This is a genomic window from Cupriavidus sp. FW305-F7 (assembly GCF_058782875.1).
Window position 1 is genome coordinate 34,081 of the sequence record NZ_JBYSYC010000006.1, and the last position, 21,625, is coordinate 55,705.

Sequence of the window (21,625 nt, forward strand, 5' to 3'; positions counted from 1 at the left end):
CCTTCACGCTGTCGGAGCCAGTCCATGCGATTTGTCATTGCCCTGATGCGGCATGAAACCAATACCTTTTCGCCGATTGCCACGCCATTGAGCGCGTTCAACCGCGGCAGCACCGCTGGCCCGCTTTACGGCGACGACGCGGTGCGTGCCTGCCAGGGCACCAACAGCGCCGCGGCCGCGTTCATTGATCTGGTACGCCGCCAGGGCGACGAGTTCGTGATGCCCTTGATGGCGAACGCGGTGCCCAGTGGCATGGTGACGGCGCAAGCATTCGAGTCGATGGCGGCCAGCATTGTCGAGGCAGTACGTGCAGGCTGCGATGCCGTGATGCTGGACCTGCATGGCGCCATGGTGGCCGAGGGCTATCCGGATGCCGAAGGCGAACTGCTGGCACGCATCCGTGCCGCCGCACCCGAGGTGCCGATTGCGGTATCGCTGGATTTCCACGCCAACTTCAGCGCTGCGCTGGTTGACAATGCGACCGTGATCGCCGGCTACTGCACCTATCCCCACGTGGACGTGTACGAGACCGGCGCACGCGCCGCCCGTACCCTGATGGCGGCGCTGCGAGGCGAGGCCCGCCCGGTCCTGCTGTGGCGCACGCTGCCGATGCTTACCCACATGCTGCGCCAGACCCCGCGCGCGCAACCCATGAAGGACATCATGGAGCGTGCGATGGCGGCCGAGCGCGATGGCGAGGTGCTCAACGCCTCGGTGTTCGGTGGCTTCCCGCTTGCCGACATCCCGCACACAGGCCTGGCCGTGGTGATCGTGGCTGATGGCGCCAGGATCGAAGCAGGGCGGCGCCTGCTCGACGATCTCTGCGGCATGGCGTGGGAACGCCGGGCTGATTTCGTTTTCCCGATCGAGCCGATGGCGGAATCCATCGCGCGCGCCAAGACGCTCACGCAGGGCCCGGTCGTGCTGGTCGACCATGGCGATAACTGCGGCGCGGGCGGGCCGACGGATGAAATGACGGTGCTGGGCGAAGTCCTGCGCCAGGGGCTCGAAGGCGTGGTCGCCGGGCCGTTCTGGGACCCGAGCGCCGTGGCGGAACTGATTGCCGCCGGCGTCGGGCAGTCTGTCACGCTGGATGTGGGCGGCAAGACCGACATGCCGGCGCTGGACCTGAAGGGCCGCCCGCTGCGGCTGAGCGGCAGGGTGCAGTGCATTACCGACGGCAACTACCAGGTCACCGGCCCGATGTTCACGGGCATGAAGCTGAGCCTGGGCCGTACCGTGGTGCTGGATGTCGCCGGCACGCTGGTCGTGATCTGCGAGAAGCCGCAGGAGCCGTTCGATACCGGCGTATTCACCCACGCGGGCATCGACCTGTCGCGCCGCAAGTACATCCTGGTCAAGTCGCGCCAGCACTTCCGCGCCGGTTTCGAGCCGATCGCCAGCGAGATCGTGCTGGTGGCCGGCCCCGGAGTCTGCAGCTCTGACTACAGCCAGTTTCCGTTCCGCAACCTGCGCCGCCCGATCTATCCGCTGGAAGCGCATACCGTGCTCGAGGCCGCCTGAGCGCATCCGCCGCCGTCAACCGGAGTGACCGCATGACATATTCGACCCCCTTGCGACGGCTGGCCGCCGCGCTGGCATTGGCCCTGGGTGCCAGTGCCGTTCCTGCCATGGCTGCCCCCGCCAGCGGCGACGCGCCCGTGCGCATTGTCGTCGGCTTCGCGGCTGGTGGCGCGCTGGACATCTTCGCGCGCACGCTTGCTGAAAAGCTGCGTGTTTCGCTCGACACGGCTGTCCTGGTCGAGAACCGCCCCGGCGCATCGGCGCGGCTGGCGCTGGAGAACGTCAAGCGCGCGCCGCCGGACGGCAAGACGGTGCTGATCTCACCCGCGCCGCCGTTCACCATCTTTCCGCTGACCTACAAGCGCCTGGCCTATGACCCCGACAAGGACCTGGTTCCGGTCGCCTACCTGGCCGACGTGCCGCTGGTGGCGTCCGCCAGCATCAACCAGCCCTATCGGACCATGCCGGAATACCTGGCATGGGTGAAGCGCAACCAGGACAAGGGCGGCGTCGGGTTGGTCACGCTCGGCGGCAGCATTCATTTCGGCGTGCTGTCGCTCAGCAAGTCGATTGGCGTGCCCTTGCTGCCCACTGCCTACCGCGGCGCCGTCATGATGCTGACCGATGAGATCGGCGGCACGCTGCCGCTGGGTATCGATGCGGTGGGGGGCCAGATGGAGTTGTATCGCGCGCGCAAGATCCGTTTCCTCGGCGTCACCGGGACCCGCCGGTCGGGGCTGCTGCCTGATGTGCCAACGCTGGCGGAGGCGGGCGCGCCGGGTTTCGAGGCGGCGTCCGGCTGGTACTCGGCCTTTGTGCCGGCGGGGACGCCGCCGGCGACGGTGGCGAGGATCGAGAAGGCGCTGCTCGACGCCATCAAGGATCCCGTGGTGCGCGACAAGATGTCTGCGCTGGGCATGGAAATGAACGGCAAGCCGGGGGATGCCCTGCGCAAGCTCATCCAGGCGCAGCGCACGCAGTGGGGCCCGGTGGTCGCGGCCTCGGGCTTTACGGCCAGCGAATGAGTCCAGCCGGCCAGGCGGGGTGGGGGAGTATCGCTTGTTACCTACCCCGGCTGCACAGGGCCGTGCCGCAAAAGCCGGCCAACCCGCTCGCGCAACATCGGCAGCACCTCGCCCTCAAACCAGGGATGCTGCTTGAACCACGGCTGGTTGCGCGGTGACGGATGCGGCAACGGCACCAAGTCGGGCGCGTAGTCCTTCCATGCCCTGACGGTCTCGGTCAGCGTCGGCTTGCGGCGCGCCCCGAGGAAATGGCGCTGTGCGTACTGGCCGACCAGCAAGGTCAGCTCGATCGACGGCAGTTCCGCCAGCAGCCGGTCGAGCCACAGTGGCGCGCACTCGCGGCGCGGCGGGTTATCGCCGCTCTTGCCGCGTCCGGGATAGCAGAACCCCATGGGGATGATCGCGAACTGCGATTCGTCGAGGAAGGTGGCGGCATCGACCCCGAGCCACTGCCGCAGCCGGTCGCCGCTTGCATCGTTCCAGGGAATGCCGGTTTCGTGCACGCGGATCCCCGGCGCCTGGCCGACGATCAGGATGTGCGCGTCGGCCCCGACGCGCACGATCGGGCGCGGGCCGAGCGGCAGGTGTGGCACACAGGCGCGGCAAGCCCGTACTTCGGTCAGCAGGGCATCGAGCGAGGAACGTTGGCTTCCCTCAGGCGCCGGCTTGGCTTCAGGCATCGCTCATGCTGTCTGAAAACTCATCCGCTTCGCCTGCGAGATCGACATGGCCGCCACTTGCACATGCGGGGCCAGCTTGGCCTGGGCGGTTTCCAGCGTCCAGCGCGTGGACGGGACTGAGATGTTGATGGCCCCAACCGGCAGGCCGCGGTGGTCGGTGATTGCTGCTGCGACGGAGATGTCGCCGACCACGGTCTGGTTCATGGCCACGGCATAGCCGCGTTCACCGGCCTCGCGGATCGCCGTCATCAGCTTGTCGGGGTCGGTTTCCGTGAACGGCGTGATGGGGTTCAGTGCGGTCGCCCGCACCACCTCCAGGCGCTGTGCCTCGGGCAGCTTCGACAGGATCGCAATCCCGGACGCGGTGTACACGGCCGGGAGCCGGTACCCGACCCCGAAATCGACGTTGATCAGGTGCTGCCCCGGGAAGCGGGCCAGGAACACGATCTCGTGCCCGTCGAGTTCCTGCAGGTTGGCGGTTTCCCCCAGCGTGCGGCTGATATCGAGCAGGTAGGGCGATGCGCGCTCGACCAGGTCGTTGGAGCGCAGGTAGTTGTACGACAGGCCCAGTGCCTTCGGCGCAAGCCCATACATCGCCGAATCGGGCAGGCGCCGGATGTAGCCCAGCTGTTCCAGGGTGTGCACCAGCCGCTGCGTTGCGCTGCGGTCGAGATCGGCCGCCCGGGCGATCTCCGCCATCGACATCAGGCGGCGGTCCGGGCCGTGGAAGGCTTCCAGCACCTGGAAGGCCTTTTCCACCGAACCGACGAACAGGGACGAACGCTCGCGCCTTGTGCGCAGCCCGTTGCCTTCATTACCTGAATCCACACAACCTCCTGTTCGTCCTTGTCATCGTTTTCACGGCTTACAGTGCGGCCAGCCGCGCGGCATGGTCGTCCGAGAGCGCGGCAGTGTCCAGCCTCGCTGCCTGCGGAATGCCGAGCAGCCGCAGCGTGGTCTCGAATTCTCCACGCAGGATGGCCAGGACTTCCGCTACGCCGCGGGGACCGCGCGCCGCCAGCCCGTACAGCGGTGCGCGCCCCACCAGCACGCCGCGGGCGCCCATTGCCAGCGCCTTGGCGATGTCGGCGCCGCGGCGCACGCCGCCATCGACGAATACATGCATCCTGCCCGCCGCCGCGACGATGGCGGGCAGCATCTCGACTGCGCTGGGCGCGCCTTCCAGCTGGCGGCCGCCGTGGTTGCTGACCACGATGCCATCCAGGCCCTGGCGGGCGGCGATTTCCGCGTCAGCCGGCGTAAGGATACCCTTGATGATGACGGGCCCGTGCCAGTGCTGGCGCAGCCAGGCGATGTCGTCCCAGCACAGCGACATGTCCATCTGCCGGCTCAACCCCGCCGCCTGCGTCTTCAGGTCGTTGGCCATCCCGCTGCTGCGGGCCAGGTTGACGAGCTGCGGCGAGCCGCCCTGGCGCAGCATGCGCAGGCACCAGCGCGGATGGGCCGCCAGGTCAGCCAGCAGCCGCGGCGTCCACGGCACCGGCATGCGAAAGCCGTTGCGGATGTCATGGTCGCGCTTGCCGTGGACCATGGTGTCGACGGTCAGCATCAGGGTGCTGAAGCCGGCGGCGCGTGCGCGCGCCATCATGTTCTCGGCGATGGAGCGGTCGCGCTGCACGTAGAGCTGCAGCCACAGGTCGCCGTCGGTGGCGGCGCGCACGTCTTCCATCGGCGAGGTCGATGCCGTCGACATCACGAAGGGCAGGCCCTCAGCGTGCGCGGCCCGTGCCAGCGCCTCTTCGGCCTTCGGCCAGTACAGTCCGTTCAGCCCCGTGGGGCCCACCAGCAATGGCAGGCTGTACTTGCGGCCGAAGATCTCCATGCCGGGATCGATCTCCGTGACATCGCGCAGCACGCGCGGCCGGAACAGCAGTGCCTGGTATGCGGCCAGGTTGCGTGCCAGCGTGCGCCCGTCCTCAGCGCCTCCCTCCAGATAGTCGAAGGCGAAGCGCGACAGCCTGCGCCGCGCCAGGTCCCGATAGTCCTTGATGGCCGGCAGCATGATCGTCGGCGCCTCAGGCGAGGGCAGCCTCGGCTTGCAGCCGCTGCGTCAGTTCGGCACGCAGCTGTGCCTGCAGCCCGGGTGCCGGCGCTACCAGCGGTGCCAGCACCTTCGGCGCGGTCACGCCCACCAGGTCGAGCACGGATTTCAGCGGCCCCGGATTGGTTTCGGAGAAGGCCAAGTCCAGCAACGGAATCAGCTCGCGGTGCAGGCGTACCGCTTGCGCGGTGTTGCCGGCCACGCCGAGCTCATAGATGGCACGCCAGGTGCGCGGCAGCACGGAGGCGGTCACGACCACGCCACCCCTGGCACCCGCCGCCATGTGCAGCGGAAACAGGCTGTCCTCGCCGCTGAACACGCTGAAGCTGTCGTCGACACCCGCCACCACCTTGAGGAAGTGGTACATGTCGGTGTTGCAGGCTTTCATGCCGATGATGTTTTCGTGGCGCGACAGCTCGTGCAGCACCTCGGGCGCGATCGCGATCCGCGTGCGGTAGGGGATCTCGTAGATCATGACCGGCACCGGCGAGGCGTCGGCATAGCGCAGGAAATAGTCGCGGATGCCTTGCTGGGTCGGCGAGGTGTAATACGGCGTCAGCACCATCAGGGCAGAGGCGCCGACGCCGGCAAAGGCCTTGCCCGCATCCAGCGCATCGTGGAACCCCGGGTCGAGCACGCCGGGAATGACGGGAACCTGGCCCGCCGCGGCTTCGACGCAAAGGGCCGCCATGCGTACGCGCTCCTCGCGCGCCAGAGCACCGTATTCTCCGGTGCCGCCCAGCGGCACCACGCCGGAAACGCCGTTGGCGAGCAGGTAGGCCATCAGCTTGCGCGTGGCGTCCTGGTCGATCCTGTCGTCGGCCGTCACGGGCGTCGGGATGGCGGGGAAGATGCCGCGCAGGTCGGCGGCGGTAAGCTTGTTGTTCATGGATAAGGTTCTCAGCGCCCGGCGCTCTTGCGGCGCAAGCGCTCGGCGCAGGTGATCAGGAGGGTAATGAAGACGAACAGGCAGGTAGACACCGCGGCAATCACCGGTGAAAGCTGCAGTGTCACCTCGTCCCAGAACTGCTTGGGCAGGGTGGCGCTCAGTCCGCCAGAGGCAAACAGGGCGATCGTCAGCTCATCGAACGAGGTGGCGAAGGCGAACAGGAAGGACGAGAACAGCCCGGCGGCGAGGATCGGCAGCGTCACGTAGCGCAGCGTCTGCCAGGGCCGGGCGCCCAGGCTTTGCGCCGCCAGGTCGAGCCGCGTGTCGTAGTTGCGCAGCACCGCCATCATCGTCATGACGACGTAGGGTACGGCAATGACGGTGTGGCCGATCATCAGGCCCAGCGAGGTGCCGACCAGCCCGACCTTGGCGAAGAAGTAGAACATCCCCACCGCGATGATCATGCGCGGGATGATGATCGGCGACAGCACGAACGCCAGCAGCAGCGACTTGCCCCGCATCTGCGAGCGCGCCAGCAGGAACGCCACCGGCGTGCCGACCAGCAGCGCCAGCACCGCGGCGCCAAGGCCGACCAGCAACGACCGCAGCCCGGCCTGCATCCACAGCGGCGACGCGAGCATGTCCTGGTAGTGCTGCAGCGTGAAGCCGCGCGGCGGCCAGTTCAGGCCCGACTTGTCGGCGAACGACAGCGGGATCATCAGCAGCGCAGGCACGCTCAGGAACAGCAGCACCAGCAGCACGGCCGTGCGCAGCGGCAGCGAGTCGCCCGGCTGCGGCTCGCGCCGGCCGCGCGGCACCAATGCCAGCAGCCTGTCGCTGACCGTTCCCAGCGCGCCCAGCACGCTGTCGCCTAGCCGATGCAGCACGCCATCGTGCGCGGCGGCGGAGCGGGTGCGTTGCTCCGCTGCGCCAGCCATCGACGAGAGGCCGAGCACCTTGTCATACAGGGCGAACACCGCCAGCACCACCAGCAGCAGCAACACCGAGATCGAGCCGGCGAAGCCCCAGTTCATGGTCTGCTGCACCTGGTCGATGATCAGCTGGGCGACCATGATTTCTTTGCGTCCGCCCAGCAGCGCGGGCACGATAAAGAAGCCGACGGCGGTGACGAACACCATGATGGCGCCAGCCGCCACGCCCGGCATCGAGAGCGGGAAGTAGACGCGCCAGAACGCCGTGCCAGGCCGTGCCCCAAGCGTCAGTGCCGCGCGCGGGAGGTTGCGGTCGATGTTCTCCATCACCGACAGCATGGTCAGCACCGCCAGCGGCATCAGCGCATGCACCATCGCCACCAGCACGGCCCCGAGGCTGTACAGCAGGTTGGAAGGCGCGTCCTGAAGGCCCGCGGCGCTCAGCAACTGGTTGACCACGCCGTTGCGGCCCAGCATCACGATCCAGGCAAAGGCGCGTACCAGGAAGCTAGTCCAGAACGACAGCAGCACCCAGAACAGCCACTTTGCCTTCCTGTCCTTTGACAGCGAGGAGACCAGGTAGGCCACCGGGTAACCGGCGACCACGGAGAGCAGCGTGGTCCAGAGCGAGATCTTCAGCGTGATCAGCATCACGTCGACGTAGACCGACGACGCAAACAGCTGGCGGTACTTGGCCAGCGTGAAGGCACCGTCGCTGTAGACGCTCAGCAGCAGGAGCTGGCCGACCGGGTAGACCAGCAGCACCACGAACAGGAGCACCAGCGGCGCGGCCAGCAAGGCGGGCCGCAGCCAGGGTAGGGGTCGGCGTTGCAGGGCGACGGCGGTCATAGGGAATCCGGGACGGCGACAGCGTCGCTGCGCTGCCAGGTGAGCGTGACTTGCTGCCCGACCGCATGCCGGGAAGCGCCCATCGAGGTGGGGTAAGACAGCACCACCGGGGCCTGGCCGGCGGCGTCGGATTCCACGTACAGCTTGGTCAGGCTGCCGGTGATCATGCTGTCCAGCACTTTGCCGCTGACCGCATTGGCGGCGGTGACGCCGTTGGCCATGGCGATGTTCTGCGGCCGCACCATGACCCGCACCTTGCCCCCGGCAGCCACCGGCGCATTGGTGACCGCGTGGGCGACGGCGCCGCCCTGTGCCAGCGCCACCTCCACGTGGTCGCCGCGCACTTCCGTGACCGTGCCCTCGAACAGGTTCGATTCGCCCAGGAAGTCGGCCACGAACAGCGTGCGCGGGCGGAAGTACAGGTCCGACGGTGTGCCAAGCTGCTCGATCTTGCCGCCGTTCATCAGGCAGATGCGGTCAGACATCGTCATCGCCTCTTCCTGGTCGTGCGTGACATAGACGATGGTCGTGCCCAGTTCGCGGTGGATGCGCTTGATTTCCAGCTGCATGTGGTCGCGCAGCTTCTTGTCCAAGGCGCCCAGCGGTTCATCCATCAGGATGATCGACGGCTTGTAGACCAGGCAACGGGCCAGCGCGATGCGCTGCTGCTGGCCGCCCGAGAGTTCCTTCGGGAAGCGCGCCGCGACGTGGGGCAGGCGGACCATTTCCAGGGCTTCCAGTGCCTGGCGCCTGGCCGTGGCCGCGTCGACCCGGCGCATCTTCAGCGGGAAGGCGATGTTCTCCGCGATCGTCATGTGCGGGAACAGCGCGTAGTTCTGGAACACCATGCCGATATCGCGCTCGTAGGGGGCGCCATAGGTCACGTCCTTGCCATTGATCAGCAGCTGGCCGCCGTCCGGCACGGCCAGCCCGGCGATCAGGCTGAGCAGCGTGGTTTTGCCCGAGCCCGAAGGGCCCAGGAGGGTAAGGAATTCCCCCTCGGCCACTTCAAGGTCGGTCGGGGCCAGCGCGACGAAGTCGCCATAGCGCTTGGTCAGCCCGGAAATCTTGAGTTTGAAGTTCGGCATCGTGTCGTTGCTTGTGGTGTCTGGTGAAGAGGTTCAGATCACTTGAGGATCCAGCCGTTGAACTTCTCCATCACCGCGGCCTGGTTGTCGAGCCAGTACTTGGCGTTGATCTGCACGCCCGACTTGATGTTGTCGGGGTGGGTCGGACAGTTCTTCGCGACCTCGGGCTTGATGTACTTGAAGGCATCCGGCTGGGTCACGCCCGCCGGGAAGTAATCCACCAGCGAGGCCATGCGCTTCGGGTCGGAGGCGAACTTGATGAACTCGCGGCAGGCTTGCGCATTCGGCGTGCCGGCCAGGATGGACCAGTTGTCCACGCCCCACAGGTTCTGGTTCCAGACGATGCCAACCTCCGCACCGGAGGCGGCCGCGCTCTGTGCGCGCGACACCCAGGTGGCCACCATGTCGACCTCGCCGGACTTGAGCATCTGCTCAACCTGGGCGCCGGAGTTCCACCACACGTCCACGTTCGCCTTGATCTTCTCCAGGTTGGCGATGGCCCGGTCGACATTGAGCGGATAGAGCGCGGAGGTCGCCGTGCCGGCGGCCATCAGGGACTCTTCCAGCGTGTCGAACGGGTGCTTGCGCAGGGCGCGGCGGCCGGGGAAATCCTTGACGTTCCAGAAGTCGGCCCACGACGACGGTGCCTTGCGGCCCTTGAAGGCGTCGGTGCGATAGGCCAGGACCGTGCTGTAGACGTTGGTGCCCACGCCATAGGGCGACATGAAATGCGCCGGAATGGTCTTGACGGTGGCGTCGCCCTCCAGGCCGTGCTTCTCCAGGTAGACCTTGCCTCCCTGCGTCAGCAGCAGGATGGCCGGCTGGCTGATCTTGGCCATGTCCCAAGTGTAGTTTTTGGTCTCGACCATGCTGCGGATCTGCGCCACCGGTTCGGCGTTGGCCTGCACGCCCACCACCTCGATGCCGGTCTTCTCGGTGAACGGCTTGTAGTACACCGCGCTGTAGGCCTTGGTGTAGATGCCGCCGTCGTCGCGCACCACGATGCGCTTGGACTGCGCGCGCGCGTACTGGAGCACGGCGGGCGCGGCAAGCGTGCCGAGGCCGGCAGCGGCGACCTTGAGGGCACGCCGGCGAGAAGAGTTGATGGGGCTGTGATCGTTCATGCGGGCTCCTTGATTGCCGTTATTGCTGGGAAGGTGGGGACGGCAGCAGCCGGCCGGGGTTGAACAGGTCGCGAGGGTCGAGCATGCGCTTGATGCCGTGCATCATGGCGATCTCGACCGCCGGCTTGAACTGCGCCATTTCTTCGGTCAGGACCTGGCCAATGCCATGTTCCGCGCTGAAGGTGCCGCCCAGCTCGTAAGCCACCTGGTCGATGGCATGCTTGATGCGGGCGGCCACGGCATCGCGCCCTGGCAGCGCTTCCCACTGCGGGAAAGGCACCAGCGGGATGAAGTGGACGTTGCCATCGCCCAGGTGGGCCACCACGATGATCGGCAAATCCGGCAGGACCGCATGCGCCGCCGCGGTGGCGCGCTCAATGAACTGCGGCACCGCCGAGACCGGCACGGCGCAATCGGTGTTCAGGCCCAGGCCCGCCTTTTTGTTGCCTTCGGAGACGCTATGCCGCACCTGCCACATGGCTTCGCGCTGCGCGCCGCTGGCGGCCACCACGGCATCGTCGACCAGGCCTTCGGCCACGCCTTGCTCCAGCACTTCCTGCAGCACCTCGTCGAGCAGTTCGCGCCGGCCGGTGTCGGCAAGTTCCACCAGCACGTGCCAGGGATGGCTGGCAGGCAAGGGCGCACGGCGGCCGGGCACGTGATCGAGCACGATCTGCAATTGCACGTCGTTGAGCATTTCAAACGCGGACAGCGTGGCGCCACAGCGCTGCTGGAAGCGTCCCAGCATCTCCAGCGCCGCCTGCGGCGTGCGCACCGCCAGCCACGCCATGGCGTGCGCGGTGGGCAGCGGGTGCAGCTTGAGCGTGGCGGCGGTGATCACGCCCAGCGTGCCTTCAGAGCCGATAAACAGGTGCTTGAGATCTAGGCCGGTGTTGTTCTTGCGCAAGCGGTACAGGCCGTTCCAGACCTGGCCGTCAGGGAGGACCACTTCAAGGCCGAGCACGTTGTCGCGGGTGTTGCCGTAGCGCAGCACGCCGGTGCCGCCCGCATTGGTGGCGATGTTGCCGCCGATCTGGCAGGAGCCTTCGGCGCCCAGGCTCACGGGGTAGAGACGCCCCTGTTCCGCCGCCGCCTGCTGGATCGCGGCCAGCACGCAGCCTGCCTCGACTTCCATCGAGTTGTTGGCCGCATCGATGGCGCGGATGCGCCGCATGCGCGCCAGGCTGATGACGATGGGGGGCGTGCCGTCCGGGGCTGGCACCGCGCCGCCGCACAGGCTGGTATTGCCGCCTTGCGGCAACACGGGCACGTTGGCCTGGGCCGCGGCCTCCACCACCGCGGCGACTTGCGCGGTGGAAGCCGGCAGCACCACGCACAGCGCCGGACCCGTGTAGCGGCCGCGCCAGTCCTCGATGTAGGCGGCAACGTCCGCGGCTTCGGTGAGAACCGCATCGGGTCCCAACAGGTCTTTCAGCTTCAATACAAGTGACATCGCTTTGTGCCCTCGTGCTCGATTGAAGCCATATTAGTCGATTGTTATGAGCATAGGTATAGGTGAAATCCACATACTAGTAATCGCAATGCGATTACTCTGTTGGGCGGCAGGCAAGGGCTGCAGACCAGATGTCGGGGTTCCTTGTTCGAACAGCCTTCCGTGACAGCGGCCCGGCGGCGTGCCGTCCTACAATCTGATCCTGTCCTGACAACGAGGCTCACCATGTTCACCGCCTGTCCCACAGAAAGAAGCCGTGTCATTGCCGATCGCGTCGAGCGCTTTGTCCGCGACGTCGTGGTGCCCTATGAGCGCGATGCGCGCTGCGAAGCCCATGGTCCGACGGCCGGGCTGGTCGCCGAGCTTCGCGACCAGGCGCGCGCCGCCGGCGTGATGACGCCACATATCCTGGCCGACGGCTCTCACCTGACCCAGCTCGAAACTGCGGCCGTGCTCAAGCGCTCGGGCTTGTCGCCCCTCGGGCCGGTCGCGGTCAACACCATGGCGCCGGACGAGGGGAATATGTTCCTGCTGGGCAAGGTCGCCACGGACGCACAGCAGCAACGCTTCCTTGCACCGCTGGTCAGCGGCGAGGCCCGCTCCGCGTTCTTCATGACCGAGCCAGCGGAAGAAGGCGGGGCCGGTTCCGACCCGTCGATGCTCCAGACCACCGCGGTCAGGGACGGCGACGAATGGGTGATCCGCGGACGCAAGAAGTTCATCACCGGTGCGGAAGGGGCCAGGGTCGGCATCCTGATGGCGCGCACCGGCGACGGTGAGCGCGCGCAGGCCACCATGTTCCTGGTCGACCTGCCGCATCCGGCGATCCGCATCGAGCGCCTGCTCGATACCATCGACAGTTCCATGCCGGGCGGGCATGCACAGGTTCTGATCGACGACCTGCGCGTGCCGCAGGACCAGGTGCTGGGCGAGGTGGACGAGGGCTTCCGTTATGCGCAGGTTCGCTTGTCGCCGGCGCGGTTGTCGCATTGCATGCGCTGGTTCGGCGGTGTGGCACGTGCCGACGAGACCGCGCGTGCCTACGCCACCACGCGCAAGGCTTTCGGCAAGCTGCTGATCGACCACGAGGGCGTGGGCTTCATGCTGGCCGAGAACCTGATCGACCTGCAGCAGGCCGCACTGATGATCGATTGGTGCGCCGGGGTGCTCGACGGCGGTTCCCTGGGCACCGCGGAGAGTTCGATGGCAAAGGTGGCCGTGTCCGATGCGTTATTCCGCGTGGCTGACCGCTGCGTGCAGATCCTCGGCGGCATGGGCGTGTCGCGCGACACCATCGTCGAACAGGTCTTCCGTGAAGTGCGTGCGTTTCGCATCTACGACGGCCCGACCGAAGTCCACAAGTGGTCGCTGGCAAAGAAGATCAAGCGCGATACCCTGGCAACATCGCATCATGGCTGAGCGCTGCCCTGGCGCCGGGCCTGCCTGAGCGGGCCCGCCAGGTGCCATCGCGCCCATCTCCGATCCAGCGTGCACTGGCCGTGCTGCGCGCGCTGTCCGATCCGGAAGTGCGCCGCATGAGCGACGTGGCGCGCGCAACCGGGCTCGATCCGGCCACGGCCTCGCGCATGCTTGACCTGCTGGTGCAGGAGGGCTTCGCCACGCGCGACCAGGCGCGCCGCTACGGCATCGGGCCCGAAATCTTCCAGCTGGCAGACGTGGCGCAGCGGCGCGTGGACTTGCGCAAGCTGGCGCGTCCGGCACTGGAACGGCTGGTGGAGGCGTTCGAGGATACCGCCGTGCTGACCGAGGCCAGCCGTGGCGAGGCGGTGTGCACCGACCTGGAACCCGGCACGTATGCGATACGGGCGAACTACGTGACGGTCGGCACGCGTCGGCCGCTTGGCGTGGGCGCCGGCAGCCTGGCGGTGCTGGCATGGCTGCCCGCGCCCGAGCGCGCGCGCCGGCTGCAGCAGACCACGCGCAAGCTTGGCAAGTACCCGCGGCTCGATGCGGCGTGCATCGCCGCGGAAATCGAGGCCGCCCGCGCGCGCGGGCATGTGCTGTTTCTTGATTGGGTGGTTGACGGGATGGGCGGCATCGCGGTGCCGATTCTCGACTATGAGGGCCGGCCGATCGGTGCCTTGAGCGTGGCGGCGCTGAGTGCGCGCATCCGCTCGCGCGAGGCCGCGCTGGCGCGCAAGCTCAAGCAAGAGGCGCGGCGCATCACCAGCGCCTGGACGCGCACCGTGATACCGCCGCGGGCCGGCGCGTGCACCGACGGCCGACGTGCCAGGGGGCGCCAGTCCGGCGGCGGCTGACGCCTACTCCGGCGAGCCTATGGCGCCGGCCCGCGCAGCAGGCCGGCCAACGCATCAGGTATTTCCACTTCAAAACGCAGTACGGCGCTGGCCAGCGCCTTGCCGTAGTTGTCGATCGCGAGGCTGCGCGACACACCGCCGCCGAGCGCGCCCTCCGCCACGAAGTTGAGCACCTGCAGCCCATCCACTTCATGGCGCGTGACCGCTCCCGTGATCAGCGTGCCGTACAGCGCCTTGAACATGGGTGCCGTCAGCTGTGCCTTGATATGCGGGTAGAACTCCGGCGCATAGGCGATGACTGCCGTGTTCGAAGTATTGCCCTTGTCGCCGGAGCGGCTGTGTGCGAGGCGGCGCAGTGGTACACGCATGGCGAATCCTCAGAGATAGTGGACCTGGGAGGTGATCAACGCGCGCGGCACCAGCGCCGACCAGACGCCGATGATCTCGCGCGTGCGGTCCTGGTGCGGCACGCGCTTGCCGGTGGAGGCCAGGCCGCAGACCGCCATGCTGTCGATCTCGCGGCCGACCTTGGCGGCTTCCGCGCGCGTGCGGGTGCGCGCGGCGACGCGGACCGCGATCTCGTTGGGCTCGCAGGCAGGCTCGGGCGAGGCCGCGCCGTGCACGGCGTTGACGCCGAGGAAGTCGATGCGCACCTCATCCGCCTGCAACCTTGCCATGGCAAAGCGCGCTTCGAGGATGCGTTTGGCCAGCCTGGCCTTTTCCAGGCAACCCGGCCCCGCGAAGAAGAACATGTCTTCGCCGATATGCCCTTCGGTGCAGCCCAGCGACACCTTGAGCGTATCGGTGCGCGGCTGCCCGCTCACGCCGCTGATGCGCACGCGGTCCGGCCCCACCTGTTCGAGCACCGCGGTCGAGAAGTCGACCACCACGTCCGGCGTGATGTAGCGGCGCGGGTCGTGGACTTCATAGAACATTTGCTCCTTGACCGTCTGCAGGTCGATGCGCCCGCCGCTGCCGTCCACCTTGCCGATCACGGCGCTGCCGTCGGCTTCCACCTCGGCGATCGGGAAGGCCAGGTTCCATGGTTCCGGCACATCCTTGTAGCCGGGATCGCCGAAATATCCCCCCGTCACCTGCGCGCCGCACTCGAGCAAATGGCCGATGGCGCTGCCGCGCGCAAGCCGTGTCACGTCGTCCGGAGACCAGCCGAAATGATGGATCATCGGCGCGAGGAACAGCGACGGGTCGGCCACGCGCCCGGTGATCACGATCTGCGCGCCCGCACGCAATGCGGCGACGATCGGCTCGGCGCCTTCGTATGGCTCGGCGCTGATCAGCGTTTCACGCAGCGAGGACACCGGTGCGCCGCTTTCCAGCAGGGTGAGATCCAGCTCGCAGATGCTCCCGGTCAGGTCCGTGGTGGTGACCGCGGCGATCCTGACACCGGGCAGGCCCAGTTCTTCGCAGAGTTCGGCCACGCGCCGGGCTGCGCCCAGCGGATGAATCCAGCCCTGGTTGCTGATGATGCGCGTGCCGTTGGCGATGCAGGGGGGCAGCACTGCGCGCATGCGCTCGTCGAGATAGGTGTCGTAGCCGGCGAAAGCGGCATCGCGCCGCTTGCGCACCTGCGCGGCGGATACCGTGGCCTCGGCCATGGTCTCGAAGCACAGGTAGTCGAGCTTGCCCAGGCGCGCCGAACGCTCGGCCGGCTCCACGCGGTCGCCCCACCAGCCCGATCCCGAGCCGATACGAAGGGTGTTGGTCTTGGTCATGGTTGTCCTGTGTCAGGGGGTGGCGCTGCCGAGCCGTGTCATTGCGCCTTGATGCCGGCGGTCTGGATCACGCGCGACCATTTTTCCGTATCACTACTGATCTGCGCCGCGAACGCGGCGGAGCCTTCGCCGCCCGGCTCGGCGCCAAGCTGTTCGATGCGCTTGCGCACGTCGGGCGTGGCCAGCACCTTATCCACCGCCTGCTGGAGCTGGCGAACACGCTCCGGCGGCGTGCCGGCCGGAGCGAGCAGCCCGAACCAGGAATTGACTTCATAGCCCGGCAGCCCCGACTCGCGCACGGTCGGCACGGAAGGCAGCACCGAGGCCCGCCTGGCACTGGTGACCGCCAGCGCCGTCACCTTGCCGGTCTGGATCTGTGCCAGCGCGGACGGCAGGTTGTCGAACATCAGGTTGACCTGGCCCGCGAGCAGGTCCGTCATGGCGGGAGCGGCCCCTTTGTACGGCACGTGCTGCATGCTGACGCCCGCCATCATGTTCAGCAACTCGCCTGACAGGTGGGGCGACCCGCCGGTGCTGGTGGAGGCATAGTTGATCTTGCCCGGCTGGCGCCTGGCCAGCGTCACCAGTTCGCCCACCGACCTGGCGTTCAGCGTGCTGTTGACAAGCAGCACGTTGGGCGAGTTGGCGACCAGCGTCACGGGCACGAAGTCCCGGGTGCTGTCGTACGGCATGCGCGGGTAGATGAACTGGTTGGTCACCTGCGTGCCCAACGTGCCCATCAGCAGCGTATAGCCGTCAGCCGCGCTGCGCGCCACCGCCTCCGCGCCGATGTTGCCGCCCGCGCCCGGGCGGTTGTCGACCACGATCTGCTGACCCAGCGCCTCGCCCGCCTTCTGCGCAACCAGGCGCGCCAGGATGTCAGTGGTGCCGCCGGGCGTGAAGGGCACCACCAGCCGGATCGGACGTGAAGGAAATGCCTCTGCCGCGCAGGCCGGTGCGGACCAGGCGCACAAGGCGGGCAGGGTGGCGAGCGCCGCAACTACGGCACGCCGCTGGGGGGAATGACGCTGCATCGGGTTGTCTCCTGGGCGCGAGGCGGTGCGCGCGCATCTGGTTTCGTTGAGGGAAACTCTGTGTGGGAGATCTTAGGGAGCGGAGCGAAAGAGCGTCAAACGAATGCCGTATATTTTCATTGGTTGAAAATTTCAGGCGATTTCAGGCGGACCAGCGCCATGGGCGCGTGGCTAGGGAGAGCAGAACATGAGGCTTCGACCTGCTGCCGGAAGATGCGCCATGGTGGCGGGCGGATGCCGCCATCTGCAAGAGTGACCATTGCAGCGAGCTTGTGTCGCCCATCGCCATGCTGGCCCGGGAGGCCTGCGACTTCGGGCAGATGTTCCAGACCGGGTGATCGGCCGGCGTGCGTTCGGCCTGGCCGTATGGCCCGTTCGATAAATCCGGATTGTCCTCCGGTGCCGCTATCCCGCACTCTAGCCCTGTTTGATAAACCGACCGGCGCGACAAAGTCAGCGCGCCGGCGACATGGAGACGGTGATATGTGCGTTCAAGCGGGCAAGGCCATGCTGGCCGGTATGAAGTGGATCACATGCGGAGCGCTCGGGCTGGCGTTTTCCGCTGGGGCGCTGGCAGCGGATGCATATCCGTCCAAGCCCATCACGCTGGTGGTGCCGTTCTCGGCCGGCGGCCCGACCGATGTGGTTTCGCGGGCGCTTGGGCAGGCCATGTCGAAGGATCTGGGGCAGAGCGTTGTCGTGGAAAACAAGCTCGGCGCCGGCGGCACAGTGGCGGCCGCATTCGTGGCGCGGGCGCAGCCCGACGGCTACACCATTCTGATCCACCACAATGGCATGGCGACGGCGCCGGCGCTGTACAAGAAGCTCTCCTACAGCCCGCTGAAGGATTTCGAGTACATCGGGCAGGTGGCGGATGTGCCGATGACGCTGCTGGGCCGCAAGGACCTGCCGCCGGCCAACGCGGCGGAACTGATCAAGTACGTGCAGCAGAACAAGGAAAAGGTCTCGCTGGCCAATGCCGGCCTTGGCGCGGTTTCGCAGCTATGCGGCCTGCTGTTCGAGGAGGCAGTCAAAGTCAAGATGACCTCCGTTCCCTACCAGGGCACCGGGCCCGCGCTGACGGCCTTGCTGGGCGGGCAGGTGGACCTGCTGTGCGACCAGACCACCTCGACGCTGTCGCATATCAACGCCAACCGCGTCAAGCTGTATGGCGTGACGACACCGAGCCGGATCAAGGCGCTGCCCAATGCGCCGACGCTGCAGGAAGGCGGCCTGAAGGGCTTCTCGATGAAGGTCTGGCATGGGATCTATGCGCCCAAGGGTACGCCGCCCGCGGTCACGGCCAGGCTGACCAAGGCCCTGCAGCAGGCATTGAAAGATCCTGCCGTCGCCAGGCGGCTTGACGACCTGGGTGCAGAGGTGGTGCCGCTCGACAAGCAGACGCCGGAGGGGCTCAGGTCTTGGCTCAAGGCGGAAAGCGACAAGTGGCAGCCGTTGCTGAAGACCATGAAGGTGGAGGCCGACTGACATCCTGCGGCCGGTAGCGCGCCAGCGCTTCCGTTCCGTTGGACCTTGAATGTACGCCGCGCGGCGATGGCTGCGCGGCGTACTTGCGTTTACGCGGGGCCTGCGGAGGCTGCTTCGGGTTAACACCGCAGTAGTAGCCCCAGGCATGCCGCCTCTTGATAGCAGCAGCGGAATTTTCTATTTCACCGTCGCCACGGTTGCTCGCTACCATCGCTTCAAAGGGTGTCGACGCGCAATGCGCCACCCAACCAAAACTATCTACCTGGAAGAGACATGAAACGCTTGCTTGCTCAAGTAGGGATCGGTGCGCTCATTTCGTTCAGCGCGCACGCCCAGGCTGCTTACCCTGACCATCCCGTCCGAATGGTCGTCGGCTTCGCCGCCGGCGGCAGCACCGACGTGGTGGCGCGTATCGTGGCGAACAAGCTCGGCGCCTTGCTCGGGCAGTCGGTCGTGGTGGAAAACAAGGCGGGTGCCGGCGGCACCATTGCGACCGACGTAGTCGCCAAGAGCCCGGCGGACGGCTACACGCTGTTGTTCGGCACCAGTTCCCACGCCATCAACGCCACGCTTTACAAGAAGCTGCCGTATGACCCCGTCAATGCGCTGGTGCCGGTATCTGTGGTCGCGGGGGTGCCGATGGTGCTGGCGGTCAATCCTTCGGTGAAGGCGAACACGGCCAGGGAACTGGTCGAGGACATCAAGAAGAATCCTGGCAAGTACAGCTACGGTTCCGCGGGGAAGGGTAGCGCCGTCCATATGGCGGTCGAGTTGCTGCAGTTCCAGGAGCACCTGAAGCTCACCCATGTTCCGTTCCGTGGCGCCAGCCAGGCGATCCAGTCCGTGATTTCCGGCGACGTCCAGTTCATTACCGATGCAGTGTCGACGGCTGCGCCCATGATCCAGTCCGGTCGCCTGAAGGCGCTCGCGGTCACGACTGCCACGCGTTCCAGCGTGCTGCCGGACGTGCCGACGATGAAGGAAGCGGGCTACGCGAACTATGAAACGTCGCTGTGGAACATGGTGATGGTGCCAAAGGGCACGCCGGCCCCGGTCATTGAAAAGCTGAGCGCTGCCTTGCAGACGGCGGTCAAGGACTCTGAGGTGCGTCAGCGCATGGAAAAGATCGGCGTGCAGCCCATCGTCGATTCCACCCCGGACAAGGCGGCCAGGTTTGTCCAGGCTGAGACGCGCCGGTGGGCCGAGGTCATCAAGGCCGCCAACATCGAACTGGACTGAACTGCCGCTGGCACCGTATCAAGCGCTGATCCAGGATGCACCGGGCCATGCGCCGTCGAGCACCAGCCGCTTCATCAATGCCACCAGTTCGGCGCGGACGAAGCTGGCTGCGGGTGTCAGCCTGCGGGTGGCCGCGTGCGCCAGCACGATGCGGCGCGACAGGTTGGGCGACACGATGGGCGCGCCCGCCAGCGCGCCAGTCTCCATCTCCTCGGAAATCGCGGAGCTCGGCAGGACGGTGTGGCCGAATCCCTTGCCGACCAGGTTTTTCTGAACCACCAGCGAGTTGGTCTCGACCGCTACCACCGGGGTGATGCCGGCGACCGCGCAGGCATGCTCGACCACGCTGCGTAACCCGTGCGGGGCGTTAGGCAGGATCAGCGGCAGGTCGCGGAAGCTCTCGACGGTTTGTTCCTCGCCTGGCGCAAGGGTGCCAGCGGGTCCCACCAGGTAGAGCTGTTCATCGAGCAGTGCTTCGACGTGCAGGCCGGGAGAACTCTTGGTGTCGTAGAGCAAGGCGACCTCCACGTCGCCGGCCTCGAGCCACTGCAGCAGGTTTCCCGCGTAGCCGACGTTGATGCGTACCACCAGTTGCGGATGCCTGGCCTTCACCGTGGCAACCAGCTCCGCTGCCAGCAGTTCGCAAGTGCTTGGGAGTAGCCCGATGACCGCAGTGCCTGAAATCGCGCCAGACGCCGGCGTGATCTCCGCCTTGGCCCGATCGAGTTCCTGCAGCGCCCTGCGGCCGTATTCGACCAGCGTGCGGCCGGCGTCAGTCAGGACCATGCCATGGCGCTCGCGCTCGAACAGTTCGACGCCCAGTTCCTCCTCGAGCAGGCGCACGTGCCGGGAAACCGCCGGCTGCACGATGCGCAGGAGCTCGGCCGCCTTGGTGGCGCTGCCGGTCTCGGCGATGGCTAACAGGGCTCGAAGCTGCTTGATGTCCATATCTGTAAAGGCCCTTGGCCGGCATTCAACTTCGTGATCGCAGACATCAATTAATTGTATTTCATACTTCCAGCTAGTCAACTCTATGATAGCAAACGTTGTCCCTCCGCTTTCCCCTTTCTTAACTTGCGCACTATGACGACAAACAACTCAGAGCCTCTTGCCTGGCAAGAGGACATCTTCCAGGTCCTTAAACAGAACGGCGTCCGCCAGGTGGCCTACGTGCCCGACGCCGGCCACTCGCATGTCATCCGACGCGCCAAGGCCGACCCCGAAATCCGCGACGTGGTGCTGACCACGGAAGAGGAAGGCGTGGGCGTCGTCAGCGGCGCCTGGCTGGGCGGGGATCGCGCGGTGCTGCTGATGCAGAGCAGCGGCGTCGGCAACTGCGTGAACATGTTCTCGCTGCTGGAGAGCTGCAAGTTCCCGTTCTTCACCCTGGTGACTATGCGCGGCGAGTACGCCGAGTTCAATCCCTGGCAGAACCCCATGGGCCTGGCCACCCAGCGCGCGCTGGAGCTGATGGGCATCACGGTCTATCGCGTGAATTCGCCGGAAGAGGCCGCCGAGCTGGTCGACGCCGGCCTGGTTTCCGCCTTCGACGCTGGCAACCGCGTTGCCGTTCTCCTGTCCCAGAGCCTTATCGGCCGCAAAAAGTGGATGCGCTGATCCTATGACTACCTCTACCTCCAAGCCTGGCATCGACCGCCGCAAGTTCGTTGCCGAACTGCTGAAGCAATTTCCTGACGCGCTCGTAGTCTCGGGCCTCGGTTCGCCTTCGTACGACGTGTTCGCCGCTGGCGACCGTCCCGGCAACTTCTACCTGTGGGGCGCGATGGGCGGTTCCACCTCGCTGGCTCTCGGGCTTGCCATCGCACAACCCGAGAAGACCGTGATCGCCATCACCGGCGACGGCGAGCAGCTGATGGGCATCGGCAGCCTGGCAACGGCGGCGGCGCAACAGCAGAAAAACCTGAACATCGTGATTCTCGACAACGGCCACTTCGGTGAGACTGGCATGCAGCAAAGCCACACCAGCCTGGGTACCAACCTGGCCCAGGTGGCGAAGGCGGTCGGCGTGCCGACGACGCTCGAGATTTCCGATATCGAGGAGCTGGGCAATTTGGCGCAAGCCATCAGGAAGGCCGAGGGCATGACCGTGGCGCAGGTCTATATCTCGACCGACGAGCCGCAACGGGCCTTGCCTCCGCGCGATGGCACCTTTGTCAAGAACCGCTTCCGCGAGCATCTCGGCTTCGCACCGTTCTGATCTGCCAA

General features: G+C 66.6%; 20 protein-coding genes. 8 read left to right on the forward strand and 12 right to left on the reverse strand.

Features of this window, described 5'->3' with window-relative positions:
- Positions 1-24: 24 nt before the first annotated feature.
- Both AC3WL8_RS07440 and AC3WL8_RS07445 read left to right on the forward strand, forming a co-directional pair.
- The gene (locus tag AC3WL8_RS07440; protein WP_013953433.1) at positions 25-1,524 is read left to right on the forward strand and encodes a M81 family metallopeptidase; all 1,500 of its coding nucleotides are present in this window, start codon (positions 25-27) and stop codon (positions 1,522-1,524) included.
- A gap of 32 nt (positions 1,525-1,556) precedes the next feature.
- The gene (locus AC3WL8_RS07445; RefSeq protein ID WP_492378081.1) at positions 1,557-2,549 is read left to right on the forward strand and encodes a tripartite tricarboxylate transporter substrate-binding protein; all 993 of its coding nucleotides are present in this window, start codon (positions 1,557-1,559) and stop codon (positions 2,547-2,549) included.
- 41 nt (positions 2,550-2,590) lie between these two features.
- Here AC3WL8_RS07445 and AC3WL8_RS07450 read toward each other — a convergent pair whose 3' ends face one another.
- From AC3WL8_RS07450 to AC3WL8_RS07485, 8 genes are read right to left on the reverse strand one after another with little or no spacing between them, the layout of a single operon-like run.
- Positions 2,591-3,229: a uracil-DNA glycosylase family protein gene (locus tag AC3WL8_RS07450; RefSeq protein WP_013953431.1), complete on the reverse strand. Its 639-nt coding sequence runs from the start codon at positions 3,227-3,229 to the stop codon at positions 2,591-2,593.
- A 3-nt stretch (positions 3,230-3,232) separates the two neighbouring features.
- On the reverse strand, positions 3,233-4,057 hold the full coding sequence (locus AC3WL8_RS07455; protein WP_010810310.1) for an IclR family transcriptional regulator: 825 nt from the start codon (positions 4,055-4,057) through the stop codon (positions 3,233-3,235).
- A gap of 37 nt (positions 4,058-4,094) precedes the next feature.
- Positions 4,095-5,252 (reverse strand): alpha-hydroxy acid oxidase, encoded by a 1,158-nt coding sequence (locus AC3WL8_RS07460; protein ID WP_013953430.1) that lies wholly within the window; start codon positions 5,250-5,252, stop codon positions 4,095-4,097.
- A gap of 13 nt (positions 5,253-5,265) precedes the next feature.
- Positions 5,266-6,180, reverse strand: a complete 915-nt coding sequence (gene dapA, locus AC3WL8_RS07465; RefSeq protein ID WP_492378082.1) for a 4-hydroxy-tetrahydrodipicolinate synthase — start codon at positions 6,178-6,180, stop codon at positions 5,266-5,268.
- Between the two features lie 11 nt (positions 6,181-6,191).
- A complete protein-coding gene (locus AC3WL8_RS07470) occupies positions 6,192-7,961 on the reverse strand; it encodes an ABC transporter permease subunit (protein WP_492378083.1) in 1,770 nt (589 codons plus the stop codon).
- Positions 7,958-9,049, reverse strand: coding sequence for an ABC transporter ATP-binding protein (locus AC3WL8_RS07475; RefSeq protein ID WP_058696498.1), 1,092 nt, complete (start codon positions 9,047-9,049; stop codon positions 7,958-7,960). The genes AC3WL8_RS07470 and AC3WL8_RS07475 overlap by 4 nt, the downstream gene beginning before the upstream one ends.
- Positions 9,050-9,087: 38 nt before the next feature.
- Positions 9,088-10,173, reverse strand: coding sequence for an ABC transporter substrate-binding protein (locus tag AC3WL8_RS07480; protein WP_492378084.1), 1,086 nt, complete (start codon positions 10,171-10,173; stop codon positions 9,088-9,090).
- A 19-nt stretch (positions 10,174-10,192) separates the two neighbouring features.
- The gene (locus tag AC3WL8_RS07485) at positions 10,193-11,626 is read right to left on the reverse strand and encodes an FAD-binding oxidoreductase (RefSeq protein ID WP_013953425.1); all 1,434 of its coding nucleotides are present in this window, start codon (positions 11,624-11,626) and stop codon (positions 10,193-10,195) included.
- Positions 11,627-11,851: 225 nt separating this feature from the next.
- Between AC3WL8_RS07485 and AC3WL8_RS07490 the strand changes: the two genes are divergently transcribed.
- Positions 11,852-13,045: an acyl-CoA dehydrogenase family protein gene (locus tag AC3WL8_RS07490; protein ID WP_211981852.1), complete on the forward strand. Its 1,194-nt coding sequence runs from the start codon at positions 11,852-11,854 to the stop codon at positions 13,043-13,045.
- Between the two features lie 41 nt (positions 13,046-13,086).
- Positions 13,087-13,905: an IclR family transcriptional regulator gene (locus tag AC3WL8_RS07495; RefSeq protein ID WP_013953423.1), complete on the forward strand. Its 819-nt coding sequence runs from the start codon at positions 13,087-13,089 to the stop codon at positions 13,903-13,905.
- Positions 13,906-13,922: 17 nt separating this feature from the next.
- Here the strand turns inward: AC3WL8_RS07495 and AC3WL8_RS07500 are convergent, their stop codons facing one another.
- The 3 genes from AC3WL8_RS07500 to AC3WL8_RS07510 are packed head-to-tail and all read right to left on the reverse strand — an operon-like array spanning position 13,923 to position 16,672.
- Positions 13,923-14,273: an AtuA-related protein gene (locus tag AC3WL8_RS07500; RefSeq protein ID WP_013953422.1), complete on the reverse strand. Its 351-nt coding sequence runs from the start codon at positions 14,271-14,273 to the stop codon at positions 13,923-13,925.
- Positions 14,274-14,282: 9 nt separating this feature from the next.
- On the reverse strand, positions 14,283-15,638 hold the full coding sequence (locus AC3WL8_RS07505; protein WP_211981851.1) for an acyclic terpene utilization AtuA family protein: 1,356 nt from the start codon (positions 15,636-15,638) through the stop codon (positions 14,283-14,285).
- A gap of 38 nt (positions 15,639-15,676) precedes the next feature.
- Positions 15,677-16,672 (reverse strand): Bug family tripartite tricarboxylate transporter substrate binding protein, encoded by a 996-nt coding sequence (locus AC3WL8_RS07510; RefSeq protein WP_211981850.1) that lies wholly within the window; start codon positions 16,670-16,672, stop codon positions 15,677-15,679.
- A 483-nt stretch (positions 16,673-17,155) separates the two neighbouring features.
- On the opposite strand from AC3WL8_RS07510, the gene AC3WL8_RS07515 reads away from it, so the two are divergent.
- Entirely contained in the window at positions 17,156-18,160 is a 1,005-nt protein-coding gene (locus AC3WL8_RS07515) for a tripartite tricarboxylate transporter substrate-binding protein (protein WP_013953419.1), read from the forward strand.
- Positions 18,161-18,433: 273 nt separating this feature from the next.
- Positions 18,434-19,399 carry a Bug family tripartite tricarboxylate transporter substrate binding protein gene (locus AC3WL8_RS07520; protein ID WP_013953418.1) on the forward strand — a complete coding sequence of 322 codons (966 nt, stop codon included), beginning with the start codon at positions 18,434-18,436 and terminating at the stop codon, positions 19,397-19,399.
- An 18-nt stretch (positions 19,400-19,417) separates the two neighbouring features.
- Here AC3WL8_RS07520 and AC3WL8_RS07525 read toward each other — a convergent pair whose 3' ends face one another.
- Positions 19,418-20,347, reverse strand: a complete 930-nt coding sequence (locus AC3WL8_RS07525; protein WP_013953417.1) for a LysR family transcriptional regulator — start codon at positions 20,345-20,347, stop codon at positions 19,418-19,420.
- A gap of 135 nt (positions 20,348-20,482) precedes the next feature.
- Between AC3WL8_RS07525 and AC3WL8_RS07530 the strand changes: the two genes are divergently transcribed.
- Entirely contained in the window at positions 20,483-21,016 is a 534-nt protein-coding gene (locus AC3WL8_RS07530) for a thiamine pyrophosphate-binding protein (protein WP_211981849.1), read from the forward strand.
- Between the two features lie 4 nt (positions 21,017-21,020).
- Positions 21,021-21,617: a thiamine pyrophosphate-dependent enzyme gene (locus AC3WL8_RS07535; RefSeq protein ID WP_013953415.1), complete on the forward strand. Its 597-nt coding sequence runs from the start codon at positions 21,021-21,023 to the stop codon at positions 21,615-21,617.
- Positions 21,618-21,625: the final 8 nt, after the last annotated feature.

Coding starts and splice junctions, on each gene's coding strand:
- AC3WL8_RS07500 (WP_013953422.1), bottom strand. CDS start 14,273: ATGCGTGTACCACTGCGCCGCCTCGCACACAGCCGCTCCGGCGACAAG.
- AC3WL8_RS07460 (WP_013953430.1), bottom strand. CDS start 5,252: ATGCTGCCGGCCATCAAGGACTATCGGGACCTGGCGCGGCGCAGGCTG.
- AC3WL8_RS07475 (WP_058696498.1), bottom strand. CDS start 9,049: ATGCCGAACTTCAAACTCAAGATTTCCGGGCTGACCAAGCGCTATGGC.
- AC3WL8_RS07510 (WP_211981850.1), bottom strand. CDS start 16,672: ATGCAGCGTCATTCCCCCCAGCGGCGTGCCGTAGTTGCGGCGCTCGCC.
- AC3WL8_RS07480 (WP_492378084.1), bottom strand. CDS start 10,173: ATGAACGATCACAGCCCCATCAACTCTTCTCGCCGGCGTGCCCTCAAG.
- AC3WL8_RS07470 (WP_492378083.1), bottom strand. CDS start 7,961: ATGACCGCCGTCGCCCTGCAACGCCGACCCCTACCCTGGCTGCGGCCC.
- AC3WL8_RS07490 (WP_211981852.1), top strand. CDS start 11,852: ATGTTCACCGCCTGTCCCACAGAAAGAAGCCGTGTCATTGCCGATCGC.
- AC3WL8_RS07535 (WP_013953415.1), top strand. CDS start 21,021: ATGACTACCTCTACCTCCAAGCCTGGCATCGACCGCCGCAAGTTCGTT.
- AC3WL8_RS07515 (WP_013953419.1), top strand. CDS start 17,156: ATGTGCGTTCAAGCGGGCAAGGCCATGCTGGCCGGTATGAAGTGGATC.
- AC3WL8_RS07520 (WP_013953418.1), top strand. CDS start 18,434: ATGAAACGCTTGCTTGCTCAAGTAGGGATCGGTGCGCTCATTTCGTTC.
- AC3WL8_RS07530 (WP_211981849.1), top strand. CDS start 20,483: ATGACGACAAACAACTCAGAGCCTCTTGCCTGGCAAGAGGACATCTTC.
- AC3WL8_RS07525 (WP_013953417.1), bottom strand. CDS start 20,347: ATGGACATCAAGCAGCTTCGAGCCCTGTTAGCCATCGCCGAGACCGGC.
- AC3WL8_RS07450 (WP_013953431.1), bottom strand. CDS start 3,229: ATGCCTGAAGCCAAGCCGGCGCCTGAGGGAAGCCAACGTTCCTCGCTC.
- AC3WL8_RS07505 (WP_211981851.1), bottom strand. CDS start 15,638: ATGACCAAGACCAACACCCTTCGTATCGGCTCGGGATCGGGCTGGTGG.
- AC3WL8_RS07445 (WP_492378081.1), top strand. CDS start 1,557: ATGACATATTCGACCCCCTTGCGACGGCTGGCCGCCGCGCTGGCATTG.
- dapA (WP_492378082.1), bottom strand. CDS start 6,180: ATGAACAACAAGCTTACCGCCGCCGACCTGCGCGGCATCTTCCCCGCC.
- AC3WL8_RS07440 (WP_013953433.1), top strand. CDS start 25: ATGCGATTTGTCATTGCCCTGATGCGGCATGAAACCAATACCTTTTCG.
- AC3WL8_RS07485 (WP_013953425.1), bottom strand. CDS start 11,626: ATGTCACTTGTATTGAAGCTGAAAGACCTGTTGGGACCCGATGCGGTT.